The following is a 25,861-nucleotide window of genomic DNA, read 5'->3' on the forward strand; positions in this document are numbered from 1 at the left end:
TACAAGATAATTCCATCCGTCTTTTTCAAGAGTATCAAATGTACACTGATCTCGTAATTTTGTATCTTTATATTTTTTTGTCCAAAATTCAATTTTGATTTTGGAGTCCGTGTGTTTGGACACCCCTCGTGTCTATGCCAAAGACAACCGTGGATAAATAACTTTTTTCTTCTTGTTAAAAACTATATCCGGTCGACCAGGTAGTTTGGTAACGTTTTTGCGATATCGATAACCCATACTCCATAGTAGCTTTCTTATTGCGACTTCAGGTTTTGTATTTTTATTTTTCACCCGACGCATAATTTCACTACGCTCAGACGGTGTTAAATTATCTGTCACACATACCACCTCTAGCGGGAGGCTTTCATTCAATTACTGCCCTCTGGCCAGATCCCATACAACTTGTAGCAGTGGGTGTAATTGCCCCTTTGATATTTGAGAATAGACATACCTATACCTTCTAAGCTGTTGTTTTAGAACATCTGAAACTATTAACGCTTCTTCCTGTGACGAGACATCGGCAAGCAATGAGTTAAAAACATTCATGGCTTTAAATCTATTCAAGTCAACCGCCGCACATAGTACACTTGTGAGCGCTCCTTGTTTGATACTAATGTTGGAGGTGGCTTTATAAACCTTGGACATTTTTGTCGCCACCGTTTCAGCATATGAAAAACTTCTACCACCAATGGAACGTTCTATTATTTCCACATATTTGGCTAACAGGGGTTCCACATCCGCTGGCATGTCGGAAACAACTGACCGTAACAATGACGATGGAATTTGATCGAACAACTGTAAGAAAAAATCATCATCGTCGGAGATTTCCATAAGAAGCATTATCAAAGCCTCAACATTATGTTTCTCATAGATATTGTTAACCAACTTATCATTAATCTCCTGTAAAATAAGCGAAAATGATTCTTCAGGGTTGTGATGAGGGTCAAGTGACGCCTTATAATCATTAATTGAATCAATTAGCTCAGCAACACTACTAAAGCGATCAGAGGGGTTTTGCTTTACAGCTTTTTGAATTATATACCAAAGGCCAGCTGGAACTCCATCATCTGATAAAAGCGCGGGAGTCTTTCCCGTGTACAGATGATAAAGCGTTTTTCCCAACTGGTATACATCAGTTTTAGCGTCAGCATTTCTTGCACCCTCTGGCAAGAATTGTTCTGGTGCCATATAAATTTCCGTACCTAATAGAGCCGTTGTTTTTGTAAGTATAGTGGAATCTCTGTCCATAAATTTAGCAAGTCCAAAATCCGAAACAACTATGCTACCGTCAGTCATTACCATTATGTTTTGGGGTTTTATATCTCTATGACATTCTCCAGCATTGTGTAGGGCCTGGACTCCTTGACAAACTTCCAAGAATATTTGTATTGATTTTTCACGATTTAGAGATAACTCCTCCAATATATCAAAAGTGGAGTAACGTGCTAATGGCATCGTATAATACGGAGGTGAACAATCTAAATTCATATCAAGGATTTTCATTACATTTTTGTGATCAACTCCACGTATAGCTCGAACTTCACGCTTAAATCGTCTAATAGAATCTTCATCTAAAAACTTACAACATTTTAAAGCAATTTCATTGTCTATACCAATTGGAATTACTTTAAAAACAAAACCCATACCACCCTCTCCCAATTGCTCGATGATTTCGTATTTATCTAAAAGGTCATTGGGGAAATCTATCATAGTCACCATCCTAACATGAAAATATGTTTTTTTCCTTCTCCACAACGATATCTCAATAAAATCAACAACTCAAATTCTCATAAAACACAGCTTTTATCTTCTTTGCATGTCTTAATAAATTATTCTTTTTTATAAGACGAATAACTTTATTGGTTTATTTAGAGCACTTTATATCTTTTAGATTTTTTATTGGATTACTTATTTCACATGGTTTTTAGAATTATTCAACATAATATTATTATATATGACAAATTGGACAAAACAATAGAACTATGTAATTAATAGGAAAAAGCTTTATATTAAGCCATTTTATGTAATAATCCCCATAATTATGATACTATCCACTATCAATGTCTATTAAATTCTTAATGTTGCCCATCTTGAGTGACGAATTCAATTAATCCTTAATGCTTAGATTCCACATCTTTTCCTTTATTTCCTCCAAAATACTTCAAAAAAACAAAAATTCTTAAGGGGTAGTAACATCTTTGCACTCTTATTTAATAAAGAAAAAAACATATCTTGTACAACTTTCAATGGAGTAAAAATCCAATAATAAAGGAATAAATGATTTTTTCCATAGGGGGTCTTTTTCCCCATTTTCCTTAAACAAATACGCAAAATACCCTTTCTTTACGCGAAATTGTTTATTTTCGCGTAAAAGTTAGACCCCCCTAAGCAAAAATTCCCGTGAAACTCTCGTTCACGGGAACCTAAAGCACACAGCTATATTCTCTTTAAATCGCCGTAACCGCTTGATATCAGGCTATTTTCGTTCTATCAACACCGCACACTCAACGTGCCTTGAACGGTCAAAAAAGATGCCGCTTGAAGCTGGTACCCCCTTGGAGGCAAGCTATATTGCAGAAATCAGTCGCCTGGGCAAGGTCATTTTTTCGTCGATTTGGTGCCTGATTTTGCGTTACAGTTCAAAGTGAATTGTAAGCAATAAAACCCTTAAAAGTGTGTTCATCTCTTGAAGGCTTTATTCGGTACAATTATTTCAATCAATCATCTGAGAAATCCCATCTTGCTTTTTGCTATAGATTTAATCGAAGATTTTACCGTGATGAAATATTCACTCGCTAACTTGCTGCAGTTTTTTCATCATATATCTTGGGGTATGCTGAATTAACGCGATAAGCTTATTATCTTTTAATAAAATTCATAAACTATCTTTCACTAAATCGATTATATATATCAAGTAATGACTTATCCAAGATCGACAAAGCATTTTCCTTGATTTCATGCGGAATACCATAAGCCGCCTCAGCGATGCTGCCGGTTATTGCGGCAAGAGTGTCGCTGTCACCGCCCAGTGAAATTGCATTTCTTATAGCATCCTCAAAATCAATGCTTTCAAGGAAAGCAATTATCGCCTCGGGTACTGTTTCCTGACAACTCTCATTGAAACTGTAATTTGGCCGTATTTCATCAAGAGAGCGGTTTAAATTATAGCCATATTTGTTTCCAATATAAGTCTTAATTTCTTCTTTTGTTTTGCCATTTCGGGCAAGGAATATGGCTGCAGCTGTTGCCTGAGCCCCCTTGATTCCTTCCGGGTGATTATGCGTTACAGCAGCGCAGATCTCAGCATATTTCTCAACCTCTGAAAGAGTATCGAAAGCCCAAGCCACCGGCGAAACCCGCATAGCCGATCCGTTCCCCCAGCTGTTATATGGATTGATGTCACCGGAAAACAGCCAACTGCCAAAACGTCCGCCATATCCTGAGTCAGGGTATAGACAACCATATTTTTTCATGGCGGCAATGAAATCTCCAGCACTGCCGCCATTCATCAATCCTTCTGCAATTGCCAGTGTCATCACAGTATCATCAGTAAAAAAGCATCCTGGGCTGAAAAGCGGAAAATCCTTGGTCTTTATGTTATTCCACTCGTAAACAGATCCTACTATATCTCCAATAATAGCACCAATCATTTATCTCCTACCCCCACGCTTTTTGAAGTCCTCTTCAATACGATCTTTCCAGTCTTCCGATATAGAGCGACTGGCGCGCATACAACTTACTGTCTCACTGATTACTTCATAATTAAGTAAAGTGCCTTCACTATCTGCATTATAATTTGTTGCCCTGTCTTTACTGATTCCAAAACGCTCTGCAGTTGCAATGGCATCAATGTTTGCACCTAGGAAAATGAACTCCCAGCCGTATTTGCTCTTTTGACGTTCAATCATCTGACGGACTTTTTCGTAGCTGAACTCTCTGCTGGCATTTTCCATACCATCAGTTGTTATTACGAACATAATATGTTCAGCTCTCTCATCTTCAGCTGTATGTTTCTGCACATTTCCAATTTTATTTATTGTTTTTCCCACTGCATCCAATAGTGCAGTACTGCCTCTTACAAAATACTCCCTATCCGTAATCGGTGCAATTCCTTTGAGGTTTATGCGGTCATGCAGCAGCTCAAATTTATCATCAAACAGAACAGTAGTTATTACAGCTTCGCCCGGCTCTTTTTTCTGCTTTTCCAGCATAGCATTATATCCGCCTATAGTATCGCTTTCAAGGCCGCTCATAGAGCCACTTCTGTCAAGAATAAATACCAATTCAGTTAAACCTTTTTTCATTGTCATGTCCTCCTCAAGTTTTTATTATGACTTAAGGATAACAGTTTTTTGTTCGTTAGAGGTCGCTTCAGGAGCGACATATTACAAAATAGCTTTTAATTAAATTCCTTGCTCTATCATTACTATCCTATATCGGATGCTTCATGCAAGAAGTAGTATTTACCATCTTTAATAATAATCTGAACATCTTCATCATAAATTTCTTCTGGTTTATTTAAAGCTTTCGGTTTAGGTTTGATTTGAGTGTTAATTTTTTGAACCAAACCTTGTTTTAAATCCTTGTATTTCCACTTATCATCCACAAAACCCGGTATTGCCGAAAAGAATCCTTCGACTCCGGTCTTTGTAATACGATTTTTACCCAAATCAATGCATAGTGATTTAACCTGTCTATCGTGCCACTGCTCCAGTAAATTTCTGGTTTGTACAGATTGTTCGAAAAACTTATTAAACAAGGAATAGCACATATCACTTGATATACCGCCTTTCCCTAATAAGTATGTCAATTTGCTGATTTCCTCAAGAACAGTAATTAATACATTCTGATATACAACCAGAATATTGAATTCATCAACTTTTTCCAGATACTCTTTATAATCGGGATTAGGACTTTTTTGAGAAATGTCGGTTATCGTTAAATTCACTTGTCCAAGTAGTTCAATTGCAATACCTTTTAAATTTTCTAAAGTTGTAAGTTTGATTTTTCTTTGTTCGTCATTTTCCATAATTTCAGAACTGAATTCAGAAATCTCCCCAACGCGAGAAAGTAAAGATAAAATCCTGCTCTTAAATTCCCTGTCTTGAAAGTCGCTTATTTGGTCTATGCTCTTTGTCATAGTTTCTAACTTGGAATTTATCTCAGACATATAATATTGCCCGACAACCAAAGAACCGACATTCATCACATTTGCAACACCGTTAGCTACCGAAGAAGCCTTTGAAATTTTTGTCGGGTCTACTTTAACTAAATTTGCGTGCCCTTTAACACCATTTGCACCATGAAAAATCCCACGGACAGCGCCTTCCATTTGCTTAGATTCTGCAAGGGTTGCACCACTTGGAATTACCGCTTTATATAACTCAACATTTTTAAGTGCTTTGTTTGTAATTGTTTTTGCTGCAGTTTCTACTGCTGCCGGAATAGTCTCTGAAATTCGGGCAATAACCGTACAATCAGTAATTTCATATAGACTTTTTTCATCAATTTCGGTTGTCACCGGCAGTCGCTCTATCGGTATGGTTATTCCGCTCTCTTGAACACTTTCTACCTCAAGAGCCTCAGAAGTAATCGGAGAAGAATTTACAGTGTCTAAAACATCTTTGCTTTTGGAATTAGCTTTTCTCCTTGATTTAATTACCAAGGCAGCAATCAAAGCAACGATAATTATAGTCAATATTATTATTAGAAAGTAATCCATGATTTCATCCTCCCAACAGATTCTGATCGAAAGCAAACAATGCTTCATTGATCTCAAAAACATTGTAATTGCCTTCGTCTATAAAATACTGAATAATAATATCAAATTTGCTACTGTTGGAAAGAGCAAACCCAGCTTTAAGCAGCAGGTCTTTCGTTTCGTCAGGATTCAGCCTCATTGCAATGGCAAAAGCAATTGCAGTAGGCTTGCTTGGTTTGTAATTTATATCATTGCGAATTTTAGAAAACAACTTTCGGTCTATATTTGCTTTCTTATAGGTTTCCGCATCTGTCATGCCTTTTTCATCAATTAACCGTAGCAGCATCTGTGAAAAGGTTTCGTCCATATGCTTTACAACATCGTCTAGGCTTCGCTTACGTTTTTTCAATGGTGCTTCCATAGGAGAAAGCAACGGTTCTTCAATATAATATTTTTTCAGCAGATGTCTTTCTTCAAATCTATTGCTGCGGTCTACTGGCCGTTCTTCTATGTACTTGTCATCAATATATTGTGCAATGGATGTAAACAGCTTCTCAGACAATGCAAATGCCGCCTTATCATACACAACCAGAAAGACCGTCATTTCATTGCTTAACAAAAAGTCTCCAATAACCGAAATCGCTATCTTTAGTGCTTTATCCTTGGGATACCCAAAGGCACCTGAAGATATTAATGGAAAGGCAATGCTCTCCAGTTTATAGTCTTTTGCTAATGCGAGTGAGTTTCTATAGCTATCTGCCAACAGCTTTTCCTCATCGCTTTTTCCATCATGCCAAATTGGCCCAACTGTATGGATAACGTACTTTGCAGGCAGATTGTACCCTTTTGTGATCTTTGCTTGTCCGATTTTGCACCCACCAAGGGCTCGGCATTCAACAAGCAGTTCCGATCCTGCGGCTCTATGGATTGCTCCGTCTACACCACCGCCTCCGAGCAGGGATGTGTTTGCTGCATTGACAATTGCATCAGCATGAACTTTTGTTATATCATTACGGATTATTTCAAGTGGCATAATCGCACCTCCAACTTAATCTGCCATACCAAGCGCATTATTCATGCTTATCAAGATGTTGGATAAGTCACTTGAAATGCTTTATTTCCCAATGCATACATGGTTGGCCTCCTAAGTATTCAGGATTATTTTAACCTTATATAATTGCCGGGCAGTGCTTCAAAGATTTCCGGATAATGGCCGCAGCGCGCTCTAATTTGGTTGTATTTTGCTTTCTCACCGTTTTTTTGAACATAAAGCTTTTTATCGTAAATAATATCTGCAAGTTCTGAGGCATGAAGAGTTCTATTTTTAGCTTCAGACAACACAATCTTCATAGCTTCCTGCAATGTGTAGGTGGTTCTGTCAGCAGACAGGTTAACCGGCATTTTATCATTTCCCTCATACTTTAAAAGGATATAGGCCGGTTCATTGTTTTCAAGAATAATTACTTTTCCTATTTCATCAACAGTTCTAAACACGGCTTCAGCTTCTTTCAATACTCTTTCTATAGATACTAAGCTATTAATGTTGATTTCCATAATTTTCACCTCAACATCAATATATCACGCCTCATATACATTTGTAAATACATTTGTTTAAACATTTGTTTTTTTGCCCATCATTTTATTAGGAAAAGAAAAGCAGCCGACCAAAAAAATATCGGACAGCTGCCACTAAAGCCAAATTACTCGATCTTTTACATGTATCATCCGTACATCCACTAATTGGGGGCTGCTGAACAGGATGTTATTTTCTCAATAAGCTAACCTGATCAGCCCGAAATTCTCTCTAATAAAATTGAGTATAAGAATCCGGAGCCTGCGCTCCAGGTTCATTACCAACAGCTGCATGGCGATAACAGTCTCACTGGTTTCTTTGAGACGTGCCATGATACGTCCGAGCCCATAAAACCGCTTACCTTCTCCGAATTTTCCTTCAACAGCGTTTCGTATTCCAGCATCCAGCCGTTCTTGTTTCTTTTGTTCTCTTAATAGTTCCTGATCTTTGGCTGGTCTGCCGAGCGGTGGACCGCTCAATCGAATGCCCAGTTTCTTGCAGTAGTTAAGGTTATCTCTGTTCCGGTAGATCTTGTCTGCCATCACGGCTTCTGGATAAAAACCATACCTTTGGTAGTAGTTTTCAACCGATTGCATGAGTGTCTTGCTTTCATTGAAAGCGTCAAAGCTCAAGCTCTCCATATAACTGAATCCGTTCACAACACTGATGGCAAGCTTAGCTCCAAATTCTACATCTGCGTTTGACTTGCCTCGTACTATGGGTCTGACAAAAGGCATATGCAGGCTGACGATGCGATCTTCTACCGAATGTTTACCCTGTTTGTACATTTCCAGCTGTTGCCAGTAGATTTCTTGACTGACGAGCAGATTGCGGTATTGGCGTTTAGTTAAGAGAGTCAGCGAACTTTTTTCAGCAAGAGTCTTAATGTTTTTCAGATCCCGTCGAATATATCGCAGCTGTCCTCCGATTCCTTTGCGGATCATCTTAGCAGTCTTATGTTTCTTTTTATCAATGTTCAGATAGCTTTTGCGTGCATTGCGACGGTAGGATCTGGGTTTCTTGAGAATCCCGGCATGCGGTGCATGCAGTACATCAATGATTTCTTCCAAAGCCTGCCGGGTTGTGTTCAAAAGCCAGATATCTGTAGGATAGTGAATATCCGCAGGGGTGCAGGTTGCATCCAGGATCAGCTTGCCTGAGTTCTTGGTTTCTGAAGGTTCTTCATTCGTTTTCTCTTCTTGTCCTGTATCATCAGAGTCTTCACCATCAGAAGGAGGGGTGTCGTCTGAGCCATCTGAGTCATCTGGGTCATCTGGGTTTTCTGGATATTCATGTTCTCCGGCTAGTCTGCTAGTAATCTCGTTGATTTCGTTGATAATATCCTTGTCCAAACGTTTGCGGAAATGGGTCATGAGTGAATGATTGAATGGCGGTTTATCTACAAATGCACTTAGGCCAATGAAATATTGCATGTACGGATTTTCTGTGATCTCTTCGACCGTGTCACGGTCAGATAATGATTTCACATTTTGAATGATCAGAGATCCGAGTGCCAAACGCACCGAATAGGCTTTTTGTCCGCGACTGACAGGAAAACTTCTGGCATACTTCTTCTCAACTTCGGCCCAGGGGATCATTAATGCGAGCTTACACCATTTATTGTCCGGGTTTAAGTTCCCGCCAAAAGGCAGAAAGAATTCGTGCGGAAATGTAATCTGCTGTTCGGTAGGTTTGTACATGAAAACACGCTCCCAAGTGCAAGGTTTTTTAACATAATATTTATGTTTACATGTACTATTTTACCAAAAGTCGGGGTTAAAACCCAGTGTTTATGCTGATTTTACCGTTATTCAGCAGCCCCTAATTAATGACTTTAAAACCTGTTCACCATAAATACCACGAGCAGCTTTGGCAAACCCTGTTTCCGTTTCACTGATTCTTTCGATGGGCCCAACAATTTTTGTTGAACCCAATTGTGTCGCATTTTCAGGGTTATACTCATGCCGTTTGACGAAGACAGCTCCGTGTCTCCGGCGTTGAGAACTGTTTTTTTATTGGATTTTTCAAGGGCGGCTTTGCTATATTTTACGTTCGTGACCGACGGCTTTAAGGTTTTATCTGCCGGATCGGATACATTTCTGCTTTCCTGGATCTCCTGTTGATTTTGTCTTTTTTGGTTTTCTGCATTCATTTCTTTTCACCTCGTATTTTAATAATTAAGATTTTGAATTAGTCTTTCGTCAACCAATTGAAAATAGGCGGAGACAAGGTACAAGTTACAATGGCTACTAATATAATAGTTCCGTTTAAACTACTGCTAATAATTCCAAGTTTTAGGGCCACTGCACCTGTCGCAATGATTAAACTCAGCCTTGATGATAGAAGAGTCGTTGCAGCAATTGATCTTTTCCACGAATAATTGATTTTTAGGAAGAATACCGGAGATAAGGTAACCGCGTAAACAGCAAGAACTAAAATTGGCAACAGGAAAAGCGAACTTGCATTATTGACAATATCCTTAAAGCTAAAATTAACCCCAACCATGATAAAGAAAATCGGTATGAATATGCCATAGGCTATGGCGTCCAGCTTATGAAAGACCTGACTTGTTTTCCGATCACTTACTAAGGAAATAATAACCCCCACCAAGAAAGCGCCAAGAATAACTTCAGTCTTTAAAAGCTGTGCAATGATGATAAATAAAATAAGAAGGGCAAATGATGCTCGAATTTTTATCTGAGAATTTTTATGGGCCAGTTGTTCAATAATCGGTAATTTTGAAATAACATTACCAAATTTCCAGATAATGATAAAGATGGGTATGAATAATAATATTAAAGCAATATCTTTCATGGAATCTGCGCTTTTGAAAGTGATATAGGACGACAATAGCAACATTGTAAATAAATCCGAAAATAACGCGGCCAGTAAAACGCTTTGCCCATATTGCGTGGTCAACATATCACGTTCTTTTAGAATTGGAACCACAACGCCGACCGATGTACTGGACAAAATAATTGTGAAGATAACGATATCGGGTATTAACCCAATGGCTTTAAGCCCAATTGATACGAATAACGAAAGAATAAAAGTTGTTGCAAATAGCAATAAGGCGATAAGAAAGGGGTGTTGGTGCCATTTTACATTCTTTGTCCTTGCCATTGATCTGATCATCTCAAAATCAATTTCCAACCCAGCCATAAACATGAGAAAAGCAAATCCTAGATTATAGAGCAGGTTTAGCCATTCGCTCCCTTGAATTAAGTCAAAACCGCTTTTCCCAATAATAATTCCTGCGATAATTTCCCCGACGACTATCGGGATAGAAATATATTTAATCTTTTTGACGATGAGTGGAATAATGAGAGCAATGACTGCAATGATTAAGAGCGGATAATAAGATATTCCTTCGGCCATAGGTCTTGCTCCTTTTCAAACATACTTCTGCCGTTGATACGATCATTACGCTGAGATAAAAAGAGACGCTAGACAACATCGATCGCCTAGCGTACGAAAACTACTTTTTAAATAGTTCCGGCCACTGAAGCCACCAGCGGTTCTCCTGTATTACTTCGGTACCATATCCGAAGAAATCATCGACATTCTTCAATAATTTTGCAGCAAGCTTAGATTTGGAAGCAGCGTAAATACCCACGGTATGGAACCAGCTATCCTCTTTATTGTTCCAGGGACAGGATTTCATACACACTCCGCACATGGCTCCTTTTGTATTGCAAATACGGAAAGATGTGCATTTCTTAATATCTGTGGGCCATTTTTCATAGTTATTAAACTTTGACGGATGATCATCTTGACTAATTGCACCCGATGGACATAGCGTGGCGCATTTTTTGCAAGTTACGCAAAATTCCCTTGCTCCGAAAGAAATAGGTCCATCTGGTTCCAAAGGCATATCCGTCGTTACGGCGGCCGCCTTAAATCGGAATCCGAGCCTCGGATGCACAATACTTTCACCCGTCCTCGACATTTCGCCTAACCCGGCGGCAACGAGCGCCGGTGCTAAAATCATTTGATAATTCCCGCAGTGATGGGCCCGGGCCGAATACCCCATGTTTCTTATATAACTGAAGTTTCGCACCCATAAAACAGCCGAAAATTCGGCTTAGAATAAGACGAAAAAACGATAAAAATCCGCATGAACACTAGGTTTTTGGTATAATAAGATGCTACTCCAAATCAACCAAAAATGAGGTGTTATCATGCGGAAACCTGTCAAAGAAATTGAAAACGTACTCCAAAATCACGGCTATTCGATTAACAATATTATATGTGAAGTTATGAAGACGTTCAAGCTTAAAACGCTTTGCCGCAAAGTTGGTTTTCTGAAACAGGATGGTTACAGTTCCGCGGAAATCCTCTCACTAATGTTGATGTTGCCCCTAATGTTACTGAAAAGTGTCCACGCGTTATATAAAAGCGATTTCCAAAAGGTTACTACTATGAAGAAAGATTCCATATATCGACTGAAGAACAATGAAAAAATGCCTTGGAGAGCATTGCTGATCGGTATATCCAAACAGTTTCAACGATTGGTTAATCCTACGAACGAAGTGGATGAAAAGTCCGCTTTCATTCTAGATGATACAACTCTTGCTAAGACAGGTCGAAGAATTGAACAAATGACCCAGGTGTTTGACCATGTTGCAGGGAAGAAAGGTAGCAAATTAGGCTTTAAAAATTTAACCCTTGGTTTCTTCGATGGTAAAAGCCTCACGCCTATAGACTTCACTTTACAAGTGGAAAAGCCCTTAAAAAAGGCAAGGCACCGTAAAGAACGGTTCAAAAAGCAACGAGACCCCAAATCTGCTGGGGCTAAACGGATCAGAGAATGCCATGTTAGCAAAATTTCGAACGGTCTGGATATGATAAAACGGGCGGTAAAACAGGGGTTTAAGGCTAAATATGTCCTGGTTGACAGCTGGTTCAGCAGTTACGAGTTCATTCAAACGATTCGAGGATTAGACAAAAAATCGATGCATTTGGTCTGTGGTGTTCGGCAAGATACGAGGAAGTATCGCTACAAAGAGACTTCCCTTAATGCCAGCCAATTAAAATCGGTCCTCAAAAGTGAGGGAAACGAAAAACGCTGTAGGAAACGGAATATCCGTTATTTCGAAGTCCTTGTTGATTATGAAGGAATCGGACAAATCAAACTGTATTTTTGCCGGTTTCCCTATCAAAAGAAATTTAGACTGTTCCTCTCGACGGATATATCTCTTAGTTTATTGAGTATGTTGGAGATTTACAGTATCCGTTGGACCATCGAAGTCTTTTTTAAGGAAGCCAAGCAGCATTTGAAGCTCGGGACTTGTCAATCGAGGGATTTCGATGCGCAGATTGCCCATATCACGACCTGCTATCTCCTCTATACACTCCTAGCCTATTTTCGACGAGTAAACGCCTACGAATCCTTAGAAGGATTATTTGCGGAAATCAAGGACGAACTCATAGAGAAGAATGTAGCGGAGCGGCTCTGGGAATTATTTGATGATTTGCTGCAAGTGGTGATCACCAGCATCGCCAAGTCTGGTTTAGTGGACATTTTGGAATTTAGGAATTCCAGTGAATATGAACATTTGAAAGAACTATTTGAGAATTCTTTTCTTAGTAATCAGCTTATAGCCCTTAAAAATGCCAGTTAATCGGTAATAATCAGAAGGAACCACTGGCATTAGGATACCTTTAAATTAGAGATACAAGGGTTTTGAGGGGTGCGAAACTTCAGTTATAAAATATAGTAAAGAGGATATTCATGACCTTTTATATCTAGGTTAATTCTATTCCCCAAATGTAGGGCTGATCCATCTTCATTGGACCCCATGCTATACACCTGTGACCCACAACAATAGGTTCAGTTAACTTATCCAGAAGCCCTGCCAGAGCTTGACCATAGGTGGAAGCATTGTCGGTGTCAATAGCATACGAGTGGACCATATCTGCGTTTTCAAGCGCTGCGGAGGTTCGGCCACAAAGATGGATCAGAAATCTCCCCCCAACTTCTTTTATTCCATTAATAATTCGTAGGTTTGATGAGCCGCTGAAATCCTGGTAAATAGTTGGTCCTATAACATCCGGTACACCTACCGCGTCCTCGTAGGAAATAATAGAGGCACCCCTTTTTACACCCTCAATACCATATTGAATAACACTCTTTTCAATAACAGCCATGATTTTCTTGATTTGCTCTGGATCCTTACGCAAGCCATGGTAAAAAATTGTATGATTTATCAAGGCATAAATAATCGTGAATGGACCGACAATGTTGAGTATTACTTTTTCACCCGACTCAGCCAGGATCCCCACAGCATCCAGTACTTCTCCAATTCGGCCTTTAGAAATATCTGGCGCTTGGATACCGGATAGTTCTTCAATAGACGAGAAGCGGTGGCCATTTGGTCTTGGTCGGTGCATAGCATCGCCCATTTTTATATATGCTCCGAAGGCTTCTGCTTCGACCGTGACACAAAAAGGTACCTTGGCAAACACATCGTCCTGGTATTTCTTTTGTACTCTGGCAAGAGCAACTATGTTATTTTTATCCGTGTAAGCCTTCGGAAAAGTTATCCCAGCTTCCCTTAGAACCTCTTCTGGAATATGATCTTGATTATGTCCAGGACATTTAAATTCCACCATTCTTCCCTCCAATAAAGTAAACTAGTAATATTTACTTAAAAGATTTTGAAGTACAATCTATTCCTATTCTTAACCTTCTCCAAACTAACCCGCGTTTTAGCCCGTCCATTGATCATGTTCACATAAAAGCACAGGCATCTCTAAAGGACCTATTGAAATCCGCTCTGAGCGAAAGTTCGACGTGAGTTGCCTTCCTAGCCAGATACTGTGCATGATTTCGCTCGTTTTCTGAAGAAAGCGCTAAAATTGCACCTTCTCCTGCTGCATTTCCTACAGAATAGACAACTCTCTCATCTACTCTTGGAAGCATTCCTATTGAGAGAATACTCTCTTTCCTGACAAAGCTACCAAATGCCCCAGCCAGCATCACCGCGTTTAAATCTCTTGCCTTAATGTCTGCTTCCTTCAAAAGAATTTCTGCTCCAGCCCTGACAGAAGCCTTTGCCATCTGTAATTCACGTACATCCCGCTGGGTTAAAACTATATCATCAGCATCTGTTGTGCCATAATAAAGGACAAAATCCTGTCCAGAGCTACTGTGACGTAACCGGTGCCACAATTCTTCTGGAATTTTCCCATCCAGGTCTTTTTGAGACATAATCCGGCCGTTGTTATTAATAATACCTGCTTTTACCAATTCCGAAACAGCGTCAATTAAACCGGAGCCACAAATCCCACATGGAGCAACATTTCCGATAACATCAACAGTCACCGTTTTATCAATACGTACTTTTTCTATAGCCCCTTTGACGGCTCTCATCCCCTGATAAATATGAGCACCTTCAAAAGCTGGCCCTGCAGCAGTAGAGCAGGTATACAGTTTTCCTTCACAGGCCAGTGCTATCTCTCCATTGGTGCCCAGATCAACCATCATCGCCGATCCGGTATCGTTATCTATCTTCACTGCTAACAAAGCCGCCACAGTATCAGAACCAACATATCCTGCAATGTTAGGCAACACGATAACCTGCGCATGATGATTGATTTCTAATCCCAAGGCATAGGCAGGGATTACTGTCATGGAAGAGAATGCAGGAATAAAAGGTGATTTTCCCAGTGCAGCGGGGGACAACCCTAAAAACAGATGGGACATGACGGTGTTTCCTACGACCAACACCTGATAGATGCTCCCAATATCAATTCCATTCTGCTGTGTCAATTCATTGATTATTTCATTTATGACACTTAATACATCTTCCTGCAAACATTTCAGACCGTTATCTTGTTCATTAGAAAACTGGATACGGGATATAACATCTGCCCCATAAGAATTCTGCTTATTAGTACGGGATGCGGCTCCTATTACAAGACCTTGACATAAATCCAGCAAAAAACCTGCAACAGTGGTTGTTCCAATATCCAATGCTACTCCATAGATTTTGTTACGTGTATCCCCTGCTTCTACTACCAATAATTCGTTTCCAGCCAGAACAGCAGTAACCTTAAAATCATTTTCCCGCAGGATAAATGGTATAGTAGATAATACATCGAGCCGCAAAGGATTAATTTGTTTCCCTTTCAACCCATCTATGAGGCGGTTTGCATCTGACCTGAAATCATGAACATGTGGTGTCTGTAATTCCAAGTATTCTTTTCTTAAATCTGTGTCCAGTAATACTTTTTTCGATTCCAGGCTCAATTTTCGAGATAATTCATTTCCTTTTTCCGGAACAAAAACCTCAAGATTACCATAGCCCCGGCACTGGCAAGCCAGGGCTATCCCCTTTTCTACATCTGATGAACTAAGAAATTTTTCCTCGACATTTGTTAATGGTTCTCTTGCCCCATGTTGAATGCGCACCCTGCATTTACCACAAGTTCCTTTGCCGCCGCATGTGGCTTCAATGGCTATACCAGCTTTTTGAGAGGCTTCTAAAATAGTTTTTTTTTCACCAGTCAAAATCATCTTCTCTTCAGGATAAAAAACTATTTTTCTGTCAGTCATAGCTTTCCTCCATTGCTCTTCGGAAACTGCTTAATTTCTTTTAAAGTTTGCCTAATGAGTGTTTCAAAATTTTTGCTGCCAATCCTTTGAATTTCCAGGGGTAGGTTAAGAAAGTCAGCTATTTCGCGAGCTTTCTTGTCAAGGGAGTTATCTTCCATGACATCCAAGTAGACAACTCGTTGATAATTCCGAAGCATCATTTCTTTAATCCTAGGCCGCTCTTTCCAATCCAAAGGCTCTACAACCAGCTTGTTAAAATTCCTGCATATGTCGTCTGTCAAAAAATAGGTTCCCGGCACTTTTTTAAGCATTTCCCGGTAGATGTCTTCACCGACATACATCGCATAACATAATTCGCCTGGAACCCTGATTGCCCCATGTTGATTAACTATTTCATCAATTCTGTAAGCACATTTGCCGTAAACAACAATTATTCCACTGTATATGCCTTTAAAGGAAGCGAGCAGTCCATTAATAGCAGCTGACAACTTGTCTGGATAAAGGTGCATAATCGCAGGCAGGTAAATAATGTCCGGCCGCTCATCTTCGTGCAATGCTTCGATAGCTTTTTCTAATGGAATTTTCAAAGTTCCGCAGGCGACAATTACGTTAGACATTTTTCACCCCAAAATTCACTTAAATACATGGTACAAAGGATGATCATGGCTGGCAGGCCTTACGCCATGCTGCATACAGCTATATGCAACCAAAGCATCAACTGCCGCCATGGACGGCACTATTTCCGTTTGTTTGATTCCATACATAATAAAGTCGGCACCCAAAAGCTGCAGGCTGGTCGCCATACTGGTTTTAGTGGAAGCTACTTCAATCTTGTTATACATAGAAGCTTTCTTCCACCCGGTAATCACCGTATGGGTTGGTGAACAGCCGGCAGGATATCCATATTTGTCTTTGAGCATATATATTGCTTTAGCTGCCGGTCCCGGCTCCACTATGTCCAGTACGGCCATGTCAAGCATCAGTTTTTCAAAACCATAGGACTTAGCCCGTTCAATCAGTGCTTCTGCAATATCTACTCTGCCCTGAGCTGTTGGCTTCTTTGAATTGTTCAACATAACTACGGTAGCCTTCAAACCATGCTTTTTTACTTCTTTCAGTTCCTCATCTTTACTCTCAACGTTTACGGAATCAAACACTGCCCTGTCCTGTAAACCAAGCTTGGCAGCCATTTCCACTCCGGCAATTCTCACTTTGGCAACCGTCCCATCAATGATGAACGGCAGATCTGTGTTGCGTCCGATGAATTCAACATAGGCACGCATAGCATTTTCGCTGGCTCCGACAATATCTATCATCAGAGGAAGTTTAACTTTTTTGCACATATCATCAATTTTGTTAATCCAGCCAAGGGCTCCTTCTTGATCAAAAGTTCCCTTTTCTTCATCTTTAACAAGCTTGTCACCCTGATAAAAGATGCTTGCCATTAATACTGTCGGATGCTGTCCAGGTTGGCCGCCGATTGTAACATTTCCAATTTGATAAATTTTCTGTTCAGCTTTGAATTTGAACAAATCGTCCCCCCCTTTACTCGTACCGCCCAAATTTTTCTGCAGCTCTAACCATGGCCTCTACATTTTCCGGCGGTACATCAGCGGTAATTTCACAACCCGGTGACAGCATGTACTGTCCGCCTTCCTTGGCGGCAGTGATGATCTCTCCGCATTTTTCCTCTACTTCCTCTGCGGAAGCCTGGGGCAAAAAGACAATATGGTCTAGGTTTCCGGCGAAACCAAGCTTTCCGGCATATTTCTTTTTAAACTTAAGCATGTCTGTGTGGTGCCCTAAACTGACCATCTGCAGTTTTTCCATGTCAGACAGAGCATCCCCATTTACATCAAGATGATTATTTACTTTCCCGCACATGTGCAAAATGTTATATTCGTAGGTGAGCGCCTGCTTTAGATATGGGATGAAAAACTCGGTCATCGTTGCGGGAGCGAACATCTGCAGATCGTGTTCACAGATCACCAAGAAAGATGCCCCGGCTTCTTTTAATGCTTGGGCATACGCGTTCACTACTTCTGTGCTTTTCTGAATCAGGGCATGCATAAATTCTTTTTTATTGATACTTCTGATGAAATTCTCATAGGGAAATAGCTGCATTGAGAAGGTAAACGGCCCGGTTACATACGCACCTACCGGAACGTCTGTACTTTCCGCCAGGATCCTCGTCCCCTCTACAGTCACTTTTGAACCAGGAGCTTTAGCAAAATCCGGCATCTTAAAATTTTTAATATCTTCTTCTGTTAAAATAGGATTCTTCGTGATCCACGGGTATTTGTCAGGGGGATAAAAAAGTGTTCCGCCGCACGCTTCAACTACCGGCCAACTTGGTTCCACCTGGATCGCCACCGAATCATACTTGTACCGATTTAATGCCTTTAGGTGCGCCTCAGCTGCTCTCCTCGCATCCTTGTACATTACATCAAAAGTTAAACCCTGACTAACTCCTGCATGATCTCCAACCTGGGCAAGTACAGGTACCCGATCAGGTATCTTTCCGTCTAAAGTAGCAAAAACTCTCTCTCTCGAATTCATGTCTTAGTCACCTCACAGTTTATTTAGTAGATCTTTCCAGTCGTCTTCTTTCCCTTCTTGGATGTGATAACTGGAAGGAGTGGTCCCAACCTTTTGACTGAACACCTTGCTGAAATAATCGGGATCCTGAAATCCGGTTTCACGCGCAATGGTCTTGATGGGAAGATTTGTATTCTCCAAAAGGACTTTAGCCCGTTCAATCCGAGATTGGATTACATATTCTTTAAATGTCATGCTCTCTTCTTTACTGAACAAAGTACTGAAATAGCTCATACTAAATCCCACATGGTCGGCTACTTCTTTCAATGTCAGCTGTTTTCTAAGGTTTTGCCGAACATATGACTTGGCTGAGTTAATGACGCGTTTAGTTGAGTCTAAAGGGTTCCATGAATTAATGTCTTCAGAAGTATTTTCTTCATCTTTCTCAGATATCAAATTTTGAGGATCTACCATTTTCCAAAAAGCATTGACAATTTCTCGCCGGTGTACCGGTTTCAGGAGATAATCTTTAGCTTGCAGATTTAAGGCCATGCGCAGCATAGGATAATCACCATAGGCTGATATGAATGTGAACTTTACCTCTGGATAATGCAACTTGATCTGTCCCGCTACATCCAATCCGTTTTTCCCTGGCATCCGTACATCTAAAAATGCTGCTGAAATATCCTGCTGGCTAAATATTCTCATTGCTTCATTACCGTCTTGTGCCTGAAAAACCTGGATATGGTAATTCTTGTCGCATCTTGCGTCACTGGTAATAGTTTCAATAATTACAGCCCGCTCCAATGATTCATCATCCGCAACCAATAATCGGATTGTCTCTGCCATAGTAGACCCTCCCTTACAGAAAACTAGACATTCCAGCATATAGGACTATTTAATCCAATTTATTCAGATTGATGGGGAAAGTCCCATATTTATTTAAAGCATCAATAAACGCACGGACATTTTCCACAGGTGACCCTTGGGGAATCGCACAAGGGTTAATCATACATCCACCATTACATGGATACAGCCCTTTGATATATTCCTTGACCTGATTTTCAATTATCTCTGGCGTACTTTCTCTGATCAACTCTGGCCCTACACCCACGACATAAGACTTATGAAAGGTATTAGCCAACTCCCGGAAAGTCTTCAGATCCCTGCTGGGTCCTTGCTGGGGATCAGGGTCAAGATTTGCCATAATAAAGGTACCCGTTGAAACCTGACGGGCCAAAAACCTAGTCCAGTCATCACCAAGAAGGTGCAAGCCCCAATAATAGTGTATAAATGGCAAAGGACTGGCACTTTGAATCATTCTGGCCAGATACGGTGTGTCGAATTCCCAAAGCTGCTCCGGCCTAAAGTTGGGCACGCTGTTCCAAGCTGCAATAGATGTAATCCCATGAATCCCGGTTTCTTTAAAAGCCTGAGCAAACTTTATGGCTGCCTGGGTACATGCCTCAACCACTCTGTGCATTAAAAGAGGCTTTGTTTTCATCCATTTAACGGCCAGAGGGTATCCCAAGATTTGTACGGCCACCGGGAGAGGCTGCATCGGCGTGGCAATTACTGCATACTCACCTTTTGTCTTTTTCACGAGCTGCTTAAACAGTTCCAGTCTGACCGGCATACGCCCTTCGGTACGTCCGTCCAAAGCTGCCACTTTTTCTTCCAGTTCTTCAACATCACGTTCACAGGTTATTGCTTCTTTAACAATTTGAGGGTTTGAATCTTTAGGTCTCTTTAAAGTACACCCTAGGATTTCTGCCTCGACAACGGTCGTTTCAATCCCTGGAAATACTACGTCATAGTCGAATTCTTCAAAAAACTTCACTATCGCATCCGAATGCTTTTCGGGATCTGCGGCCGCTTCACTGCAGGAGTAACCATACCGGTTGACAATCCATTCCGTGAACAAAAATCCTGTCGGTATCCTATCGGCATGCTCTTGGAACACCGTCAGAATGATCCTCTCAATGTGCTGCAGTTTCTGGCCCTTGTCCCTTTTATCAATGATGTTTTTTACCATTTCTATTTGCTCTTTACTGGCCATATTAATTATTCACCCCCCTATCAATCTTTTTGCTTCGCGTCTGGCTCCATCAGCGTCCTCAGCAAATCCGTCGCCACCGACCCGTTGAACATATTGTGGGAATACAGCTACTCCTCCCATAAGCACTTTCACTTTGTCCCGCAGAGATTCTTTGACCAGCAGGTCCATTGTGTCTTCAATCCCTTTTAGGGTGGTGGACATGTAAGAACCAAGGCCTAAAATCTCCGGTTGTTCCTTTTTTACCGCTTCAATAAACGTATCGGCTGAAACATCTACTCCCAAGTCTATTACTTCAAAACCATCTGCCCTTAATAGCGCAGCAACGATGTTCTTACCAATGTCATGGACATCTCCTTCAACGCTACCAATTACTACTTTTCCGATAGATTTAGGAGAAGCATCACCCGTCATATAAGGAATGAGTATCTGTACGCCGGCATTCATTGCCTCACCAGCCATCATTAGCTCAGGGAGAAAATATTCACCTGTCGCAAATTTCCGGCCTGCTTCTCTGGCTCCCGGTGACATTCCATTGATTATTTCTGTTGGAGTTAATCCTGCTTCAATCCCTTGACTCACCAATTCTTTGGTTAGATCATCATTACCGTTCGAAACTGCTTCAGTTAGCTGTTCTAAAATTTTTTTGCTCATTACATCTAATTCCTTTCTTTTTCTACTTTAATTGAGTCCTTTTGAAGTGGCCACCTTCAAAAAAATTTCACCCGTCCCAAGGAGTGTTTTGCTCTAGGAAAAGGTTATTGAGATAATAGATTCTATTTTATTTGATTAGTCCCTCTGGATTAATTTTTGTTGATCTGGAGAAAAATTTTGAATTTTCGTTTAATCGATATCCTTAAATACTTAATATAGATAAAATATAATCTTAAAGGAAAATGGAAAAAGATGATTTGCATCCCAAGAATACAAAGATATGGCTAAGAAAAGCTGGTGGAGTATGAGTGACAATAGTGAACTGTATCACTAATTACCTATAACTAGCGGCATAATTAATGTTACCTTAGTACCTTTGATATCCGGCGGCCCTGATAACTGCAATCCATATGCCTCGCCAAACGACCGTCTCAATCTTTGATGGATATTTTCCAGACTGGAACCAGGGCAATGGCACCAGTGATCACTTTCGGTAAAACGTCGAGTTTCAATACCTATTCCGTCATCAATGACATTGACTAACAAACGATTTCCCTGGATATCCTCATCAACCTTTATTAATAGGCGGTGTTTGCCGGGGACCGATTCGAACCCATGTTTGAATGCATTGTCTACCAGTGGTTGTAAAGTATAAGGAAGAATTTTCACGTTTAGATGTTCTTTTTTTACTATGATTCTTACGTTAATCCGGTTTCCAAACCTTAACTGTTGGATGCTCAAGTAAGAACTTATATGATCTAATTCCGTTTTCAAAAAGACCATTTCGATATTTCCCTCGATACCGTAACGGGCCACATCCGCTAAAGCAAAAACAGCTCTCTCAGTCTCAACTGCTCCTTCGGCAAACGCCAATCGGGCGATTACATTTAAGGCGTTAAAAAGGAAATGCGGGTTCATTTTGGCCTGCAGTTCCCTTAGTTCTGCATGTTTCAGCATCAACTGGTACTCAGTAATTTCTTTTTCCAGATTGCCTGTTTTTTGGATTTCTCGAAGCAGACGCTCTTGATAGGACATCAATTCTTGTTGATAACGGGAAAGACTTTCGGAAACTGTAAGATAATTAGCCAAGGTAGAAATTAATCTTGCAACGGCTGTAAACCGATCACCAGAAATCTTAGGGATAGTACTCAAATGTTTTAAATAATTCTCGTGTGGTCCATCTGTCCCTCCGGGCAAAGATTCCGCTTCCATGAGCTGAACTGGCCCGGTAATTAAACATCCTAAAAGAACATCATCTCGGGAATATAGAGGAGCAGAAATTAGAGTGAGACCGCAATGTCCTTTATAGACCTTGGAACTTTCATTGTTATAACTATTTTTCAAACCCGTTTCAAAACAGTATAAACATTGAAAGAAATGCTTTTTATTAGCAAAATAGGACTGGCACCAATTAGGGAAAGACCCTAATGGGGGAGATATGGGAACTGCTCTGTTATCAATGAAGACAATATTAATCGCTAAGACATTAAAAAACATATTATTAATTTCTTGCATTGTTTCTCGTGTAATAATCTCAGCTAAGTGGTATGTCCTGTCAATAATGGTACTTATTCTATTAATCGCCTTTGCTTTATCGTTGCTTTGCGCCACTACCATTCCCCCTTAGCAATTCTAGTTATATTATTAGTAGTAGTTATGCAGTTCTAGGATAATACTCCCAACTCCATAACCTTAGTTACAAAGATCGTGGCCAAAATTTATCAATAAGCCTTGAAAAATGCTCGGTTGCCGTGTCGAAATAGACTTGGATCAACTGCTCGCAACAGTGGATCAGAATCAAACATTTATTTCACCTTCTTTTCGTATCGTATACTTGCATTATTCTCTACAAAACCGAGGATCGATCCTCTACCTTTAGGATAAAGTTCCAAGATTTCAGTAGGAAACAAAAATAATTTTCAATCTAGAAGTCGGAAGAAACATTAAGCAGCATAGTAATTTCTTTAAAACCTCCTTTTTATTAGTGGACTGGTTTAAGTGTATATTTTAAAGAAATATATTTCTGTAAAGTAGGGGCTGCTGAACAGGATGTTATTTTCTCAATAAGCTAACCTGATCAGCCCGAAATTCTCTCTAATAAAATTGAGTATAAGAATCCGGAGCCTGCGCTCCAGGTTCATTACCAACAGCTGCATGGCGATAACAGTCTCACTGGTTTCTTTGAGACGTGCCATGATACGTCCGAGCCCATAAAACCGCTTACCTTCTCCGAATTTTCCTTCAACAGCGTTTCGTATTCCAGCATCCAGCCGTTCTTGTTTCTTTTGTTCTCTTAATAGTTCCTGATCTTTGGCTGGTCTGCCGAGCGGTGGACCGCTCAATCGAATGCCCAGTTTCTTGCAGTAGTTAAGGTTATCTCTGTTCCGGTAGATCTTGTCTGCCATCACGGCTTCTGGATAAAAACCATACCTTTGGTAGTAGTTTTCAACCGATTGCATGAGTGTCTTGCTTTCATTGAAAGCGTCAAAGCTCAAGCTCTCCATATAACTGAATCCGTTCACAACACTGATGGCAAGCTTAGCTCCAAATTCTACATCTGCGTTTGACTTGCCTCGTACTATGGGTCTGACAAAAGGCATATGCAGGCTGACGATGCGATCTTCTACCGAATGTTTACCCTGTTTGTACATTTCCAGCTGTTGCCAGTAGATTTCTTGACTGACGAGCAGATTGCGGTATTGGCGTTTAGTTAAGAGAGTCAGCGAACTTTTTTCAGCAAGAGTCTTAATGTTTTTCAGATCCCGTCGAATATATCGCAGCTGTCCTCCGATTCCTTTGCGGATCATCTTAGCAGTCTTATGTTTCTTTTTATCAATGTTCAGATAGCTTTTGCGTGCATTGCGACGGTAGGATCTGGGTTTCTTGAGAATCCCGGCATGCGGTGCATGCAGTACATCAATGATTTCTTCCAAAGCCTGCCGGGTTGTGTTCAAAAGCCAGATATCTGTAGGATAGTGAATATCCGCAGGGGTGCAGGTTGCATCCAGGATCAGCTTGCCTGAGTTCTTGGTTTCTGAAGGTTCTTCATTCGTTTTCTCTTCTTGTCCTGTATCATCAGAGTCTTCACCATCAGAAGGAGGGGTGTCGTCTGAGCCATCTGAGTCATCTGGGTCATCTGGGTTTTCTGGATATTCATGTTCTCCGGCTAGTCTGCTAGTAATCTCGTTGATTTCGTTGATAATATCCTTGTCCAAACGTTTGCGGAAATGGGTCATGAGTGAATGATTGAATGGCGGTTTATCTACAAATGCACTTAGGCCAATGAAATATTGCATGTACGGATTTTCTGTGATCTCTTCGACCGTGTCACGGTCAGATAATGATTTCACATTTTGAATGATCAGAGATCCGAGTGCCAAACGCACCGAATAGGCTTTTTGTCCGCGACTGACAGGAAAACTTCTGGCATACTTCTTCTCAACTTCGGCCCAGGGGATCATTAATGCGAGCTTACACCATTTATTGTCCGGGTTTAAGTTCCCGCCAAAAGGCAGAAAGAATTCGTGCGGAAATGTAATCTGCTGTTCGGTAGGTTTGTACATGAAAACACGCTCCCAAGTGCAAGGTTTTTTAACATAATATTTATGTTTACATGTACTATTTTACCAAAAGTCGGGGTTAAAACCCAGTGTTTATGCTGATTTTACCGTTATTCAGCAGCCCCTAATTGGTTCACAAAAATAGACATGAGTACATATGTACAAAACGCAAGTGCGATTGACACTGAAGGAAATTGTGGAAAAAGATTGAGTCTGACTCCAAATAAGCATTTCAGAAATTGCAAATGCATCGTCTACTTTAATTGCCAATAATCTCAGTAATTAAAAATATACTCAGCAATTTCACTTTTAATAGGTTGCTTATTAAGAATCACCCAACCATACTTTTTACCATATTCAGTAATCATTTTCTCCTTGAATTCCTCAGACAGCAGTTTTCTCTTTTCTTTGTCAAATTCCTTAATCATTTGAAATGGAATACGATACCTGTAATATCCATTATCCCATATCAAAAGGTCATCTTCGAAACATGATCCTGTTATACGTACTATACTTTTGACTTCATTATTGACTTTAAATAAGAGAAGATCTCCAGAATTCCACCTCTTTATGCTTGATTTTTCATCTCCCCACAAACCATATTCCAGACATAATTCATACTGCTTGTCATCAATTGAAGCAACTCGCATAATCATACTCTCACCTCATCAGTAATTAGTAGTTTATATTACCCAAGCCTCTCCGCCCTCGTACAAGCTTTGCTTCCCGCACTTTGGGCATGGATATTTTTCAAGGCTTATCGTTTGTCCTCCAATCCATCTGCTTCGGCTATTGCATAAGCAGCAGTTATCTCATTATAAAGCTTAGCAAGTCTTTCATCGCGCAATGGTTTTTTTAACTCACATTCCCAAACTACAATTACTCGCCAGCCGTTCTTTTGTAAAACATCAATATTTTCAGCGTCCCTCTGACGGTTACGTTCCAATTTAGGCTTCCAGTATTCGAGATTAGACTTAGGCATTACAAACCCTGGGCATCCGCTGTGAGAATGCCAGAAACAACCATTAACAAAGACAGCAGTTCGATATTTAGGGAAAACAGCATCCGGCTTGCCTGGATATCGTTTGTCATTTTTTCTGTATCGAAGTCCCCTTGAAAAAAGATACTTTCGTACTATTTCTTCAGGTTTGGTGTTTCCGCTTCGAATCCGCGACATGTTATAACTGCGTTCTTCAGTAGTATGGTTATCTGCCAAGAA

Annotated in this window: 24 protein-coding genes; 1 reads left to right on the top strand and 23 read right to left on the bottom strand. The window is 40.3% G+C overall.

The window, feature by feature from the left end; all coding sequences use genetic code 11:
- Positions 1–132: 132 nt before the first annotated feature.
- The 11 genes from LPY66_RS13735 to LPY66_RS13785 form a co-directional block, all read right to left on the bottom strand.
- Entirely contained in the window at positions 133–339 is a 207-nt protein-coding gene (locus LPY66_RS13735) for a hypothetical protein (protein ID WP_337984891.1), read from the bottom strand.
- Positions 340–372: 33 nt separating this feature from the next.
- Complete coding sequence (locus LPY66_RS13740) at positions 373–1,710, bottom strand: serine/threonine protein kinase (protein ID WP_337984892.1); 1,338 nt, start codon at positions 1,708–1,710, stop codon at positions 373–375.
- A 1,172-nt stretch (positions 1,711–2,882) separates the two neighbouring features.
- Positions 2,883–3,650, bottom strand: a complete 768-nt coding sequence (locus tag LPY66_RS13745) for an ADP-ribosylglycohydrolase family protein (RefSeq protein WP_158208403.1) — start codon at positions 3,648–3,650, stop codon at positions 2,883–2,885.
- Positions 3,651–4,304: a vWA domain-containing protein gene (locus LPY66_RS13750; RefSeq protein ID WP_158208404.1), complete on the bottom strand. Its 654-nt coding sequence runs from the start codon at positions 4,302–4,304 to the stop codon at positions 3,651–3,653.
- Positions 4,305–4,426: 122 nt separating this feature from the next.
- The gene (locus LPY66_RS13755; protein ID WP_337984893.1) at positions 4,427–5,722 is read right to left on the bottom strand and encodes a topoisomerase IV; all 1,296 of its coding nucleotides are present in this window, start codon (positions 5,720–5,722) and stop codon (positions 4,427–4,429) included.
- Between the two features lie 4 nt (positions 5,723–5,726).
- Positions 5,727–6,734: an O-acetyl-ADP-ribose deacetylase gene (locus tag LPY66_RS13760; RefSeq protein ID WP_158208406.1), complete on the bottom strand. Its 1,008-nt coding sequence runs from the start codon at positions 6,732–6,734 to the stop codon at positions 5,727–5,729.
- Positions 6,735–6,859: 125 nt separating this feature from the next.
- Positions 6,860–7,255: a hypothetical protein gene (locus tag LPY66_RS13765; RefSeq protein ID WP_158208407.1), complete on the bottom strand. Its 396-nt coding sequence runs from the start codon at positions 7,253–7,255 to the stop codon at positions 6,860–6,862.
- Positions 7,256–7,471: 216 nt separating this feature from the next.
- Positions 7,472–8,974, bottom strand: coding sequence for an IS5 family transposase (locus LPY66_RS13770; RefSeq protein WP_015043754.1), 1,503 nt, complete (start codon positions 8,972–8,974; stop codon positions 7,472–7,474).
- 134 nt (positions 8,975–9,108) lie between these two features.
- The gene (locus LPY66_RS13775) at positions 9,109–9,426 is read right to left on the bottom strand and encodes a hypothetical protein (RefSeq protein ID WP_337984894.1); all 318 of its coding nucleotides are present in this window, start codon (positions 9,424–9,426) and stop codon (positions 9,109–9,111) included.
- 38 nt (positions 9,427–9,464) lie between these two features.
- Positions 9,465–10,652 (bottom strand): cation:proton antiporter, encoded by a 1,188-nt coding sequence (locus LPY66_RS13780; RefSeq protein ID WP_015044018.1) that lies wholly within the window; start codon positions 10,650–10,652, stop codon positions 9,465–9,467.
- 100 nt (positions 10,653–10,752) lie between these two features.
- Complete coding sequence (locus tag LPY66_RS13785) at positions 10,753–11,334, bottom strand: reductive dehalogenase (protein ID WP_337984895.1); 582 nt, start codon at positions 11,332–11,334, stop codon at positions 10,753–10,755.
- Positions 11,335–11,455: 121 nt separating this feature from the next.
- On the opposite strand from LPY66_RS13785, the gene LPY66_RS13790 reads away from it, so the two are divergent.
- Complete coding sequence (locus LPY66_RS13790; RefSeq protein WP_015042633.1) at positions 11,456–12,898, top strand: IS4 family transposase; 1,443 nt, start codon at positions 11,456–11,458, stop codon at positions 12,896–12,898.
- Between the two features lie 124 nt (positions 12,899–13,022).
- On the opposite strand, the gene LPY66_RS13795 is transcribed toward LPY66_RS13790, so the two are convergent.
- The 12 genes from LPY66_RS13795 to LPY66_RS13850 all read right to left on the bottom strand — a co-directional run bounded on the left by LPY66_RS13795 (position 13,023) and on the right by LPY66_RS13850 (position 25,858).
- Positions 13,023–13,889 (bottom strand): uroporphyrinogen decarboxylase family protein, encoded by an 867-nt coding sequence (locus LPY66_RS13795; protein ID WP_021315235.1) that lies wholly within the window; start codon positions 13,887–13,889, stop codon positions 13,023–13,025.
- A 118-nt stretch (positions 13,890–14,007) separates the two neighbouring features.
- Positions 14,008–15,834, bottom strand: a complete 1,827-nt coding sequence (locus tag LPY66_RS13800) for an ASKHA domain-containing protein (RefSeq protein WP_337984896.1) — start codon at positions 15,832–15,834, stop codon at positions 14,008–14,010.
- Positions 15,831–16,451 carry a DUF1638 domain-containing protein gene (locus LPY66_RS13805; protein WP_337984897.1) on the bottom strand — a complete coding sequence of 207 codons (621 nt, stop codon included), beginning with the start codon at positions 16,449–16,451 and terminating at the stop codon, positions 15,831–15,833. Before LPY66_RS13805 ends, LPY66_RS13800 begins: the two co-directional genes overlap by 4 nt.
- 15 nt (positions 16,452–16,466) lie before the next feature.
- Positions 16,467–17,366, bottom strand: a complete 900-nt coding sequence (locus tag LPY66_RS13810) for a hypothetical protein (protein WP_337984898.1) — start codon at positions 17,364–17,366, stop codon at positions 16,467–16,469.
- A 13-nt stretch (positions 17,367–17,379) separates the two neighbouring features.
- A complete protein-coding gene (locus LPY66_RS13815) occupies positions 17,380–18,393 on the bottom strand; it encodes a uroporphyrinogen decarboxylase family protein (protein ID WP_337984899.1) in 1,014 nt (337 codons plus the stop codon).
- A gap of 12 nt (positions 18,394–18,405) precedes the next feature.
- Positions 18,406–19,221 (bottom strand): response regulator transcription factor, encoded by an 816-nt coding sequence (locus tag LPY66_RS13820; RefSeq protein WP_337984900.1) that lies wholly within the window; start codon positions 19,219–19,221, stop codon positions 18,406–18,408.
- Positions 19,222–19,270: 49 nt separating this feature from the next.
- The gene (locus tag LPY66_RS13825; protein ID WP_337984901.1) at positions 19,271–20,431 is read right to left on the bottom strand and encodes a uroporphyrinogen decarboxylase family protein; all 1,161 of its coding nucleotides are present in this window, start codon (positions 20,429–20,431) and stop codon (positions 19,271–19,273) included.
- A gap of 9 nt (positions 20,432–20,440) precedes the next feature.
- Positions 20,441–21,082, bottom strand: coding sequence for a cobalamin B12-binding domain-containing protein (locus tag LPY66_RS13830; protein WP_337984902.1), 642 nt, complete (start codon positions 21,080–21,082; stop codon positions 20,441–20,443).
- A gap of 330 nt (positions 21,083–21,412) precedes the next feature.
- The gene (locus tag LPY66_RS13835) at positions 21,413–22,693 is read right to left on the bottom strand and encodes a sensor histidine kinase (RefSeq protein ID WP_021315236.1); all 1,281 of its coding nucleotides are present in this window, start codon (positions 22,691–22,693) and stop codon (positions 21,413–21,415) included.
- A gap of 449 nt (positions 22,694–23,142) precedes the next feature.
- Positions 23,143–24,645, bottom strand: a complete 1,503-nt coding sequence (locus LPY66_RS13840) for an IS5 family transposase (protein ID WP_015043754.1) — start codon at positions 24,643–24,645, stop codon at positions 23,143–23,145.
- A gap of 272 nt (positions 24,646–24,917) precedes the next feature.
- Positions 24,918–25,298 carry a hypothetical protein gene (locus tag LPY66_RS13845; protein ID WP_158208408.1) on the bottom strand — a complete coding sequence of 127 codons (381 nt, stop codon included), beginning with the start codon at positions 25,296–25,298 and terminating at the stop codon, positions 24,918–24,920.
- Positions 25,299–25,399: 101 nt separating this feature from the next.
- Complete coding sequence (locus LPY66_RS13850; protein ID WP_337984903.1) at positions 25,400–25,858, bottom strand: very short patch repair endonuclease; 459 nt, start codon at positions 25,856–25,858, stop codon at positions 25,400–25,402.
- Positions 25,859–25,861 lie beyond the last annotated feature (3 nt).

The organism is Dehalobacter sp. DCM, from assembly GCF_024972775.1.
Classification (GTDB): Bacteria; Bacillota; Desulfitobacteriia; order Desulfitobacteriales; family Syntrophobotulaceae; genus Dehalobacter.

Bases quoted from the DNA above. Each gene is read 5' to 3' on its own strand.
- LPY66_RS13740 (WP_337984892.1), bottom strand. From the start codon at position 1,710: ATGATAGATTTCCCCAATGACCTTTTAGATAAATACGAAATCATCGAG.
- LPY66_RS13745 (WP_158208403.1), bottom strand. From the start codon at position 3,650: ATGATTGGTGCTATTATTGGAGATATAGTAGGATCTGTTTACGAGTGG.
- LPY66_RS13750 (WP_158208404.1), bottom strand. From the start codon at position 4,304: ATGAAAAAAGGTTTAACTGAATTGGTATTTATTCTTGACAGAAGTGGC.
- LPY66_RS13755 (WP_337984893.1), bottom strand. From the start codon at position 5,722: ATGGATTACTTTCTAATAATAATATTGACTATAATTATCGTTGCTTTG.
- LPY66_RS13760 (WP_158208406.1), bottom strand. From the start codon at position 6,734: ATGCCACTTGAAATAATCCGTAATGATATAACAAAAGTTCATGCTGAT.
- LPY66_RS13765 (WP_158208407.1), bottom strand. From the start codon at position 7,255: ATGGAAATCAACATTAATAGCTTAGTATCTATAGAAAGAGTATTGAAA.
- LPY66_RS13770 (WP_015043754.1), bottom strand. From the start codon at position 8,974: ATGTACAAACCTACCGAACAGCAGATTACATTTCCGCACGAATTCTTT.
- LPY66_RS13775 (WP_337984894.1), bottom strand. From the start codon at position 9,426: ATGAATGCAGAAAACCAAAAAAGACAAAATCAACAGGAGATCCAGGAA.
- LPY66_RS13780 (WP_015044018.1), bottom strand. From the start codon at position 10,652: ATGGCCGAAGGAATATCTTATTATCCGCTCTTAATCATTGCAGTCATT.
- LPY66_RS13790 (WP_015042633.1), top strand. From the start codon at position 11,456: ATGCGGAAACCTGTCAAAGAAATTGAAAACGTACTCCAAAATCACGGC.
- LPY66_RS13795 (WP_021315235.1), bottom strand. From the start codon at position 13,889: ATGGTGGAATTTAAATGTCCTGGACATAATCAAGATCATATTCCAGAA.
- LPY66_RS13800 (WP_337984896.1), bottom strand. From the start codon at position 15,834: ATGACTGACAGAAAAATAGTTTTTTATCCTGAAGAGAAGATGATTTTG.
- LPY66_RS13805 (WP_337984897.1), bottom strand. From the start codon at position 16,451: ATGTCTAACGTAATTGTCGCCTGCGGAACTTTGAAAATTCCATTAGAA.
- LPY66_RS13815 (WP_337984899.1), bottom strand. From the start codon at position 18,393: ATGAATTCGAGAGAGAGAGTTTTTGCTACTTTAGACGGAAAGATACCT.
- LPY66_RS13820 (WP_337984900.1), bottom strand. From the start codon at position 19,221: ATGGCAGAGACAATCCGATTATTGGTTGCGGATGATGAATCATTGGAG.
- LPY66_RS13825 (WP_337984901.1), bottom strand. From the start codon at position 20,431: ATGGCCAGTAAAGAGCAAATAGAAATGGTAAAAAACATCATTGATAAA.
- LPY66_RS13830 (WP_337984902.1), bottom strand. From the start codon at position 21,082: ATGAGCAAAAAAATTTTAGAACAGCTAACTGAAGCAGTTTCGAACGGT.
- LPY66_RS13840 (WP_015043754.1), bottom strand. From the start codon at position 24,645: ATGTACAAACCTACCGAACAGCAGATTACATTTCCGCACGAATTCTTT.
- LPY66_RS13845 (WP_158208408.1), bottom strand. From the start codon at position 25,298: ATGATTATGCGAGTTGCTTCAATTGATGACAAGCAGTATGAATTATGT.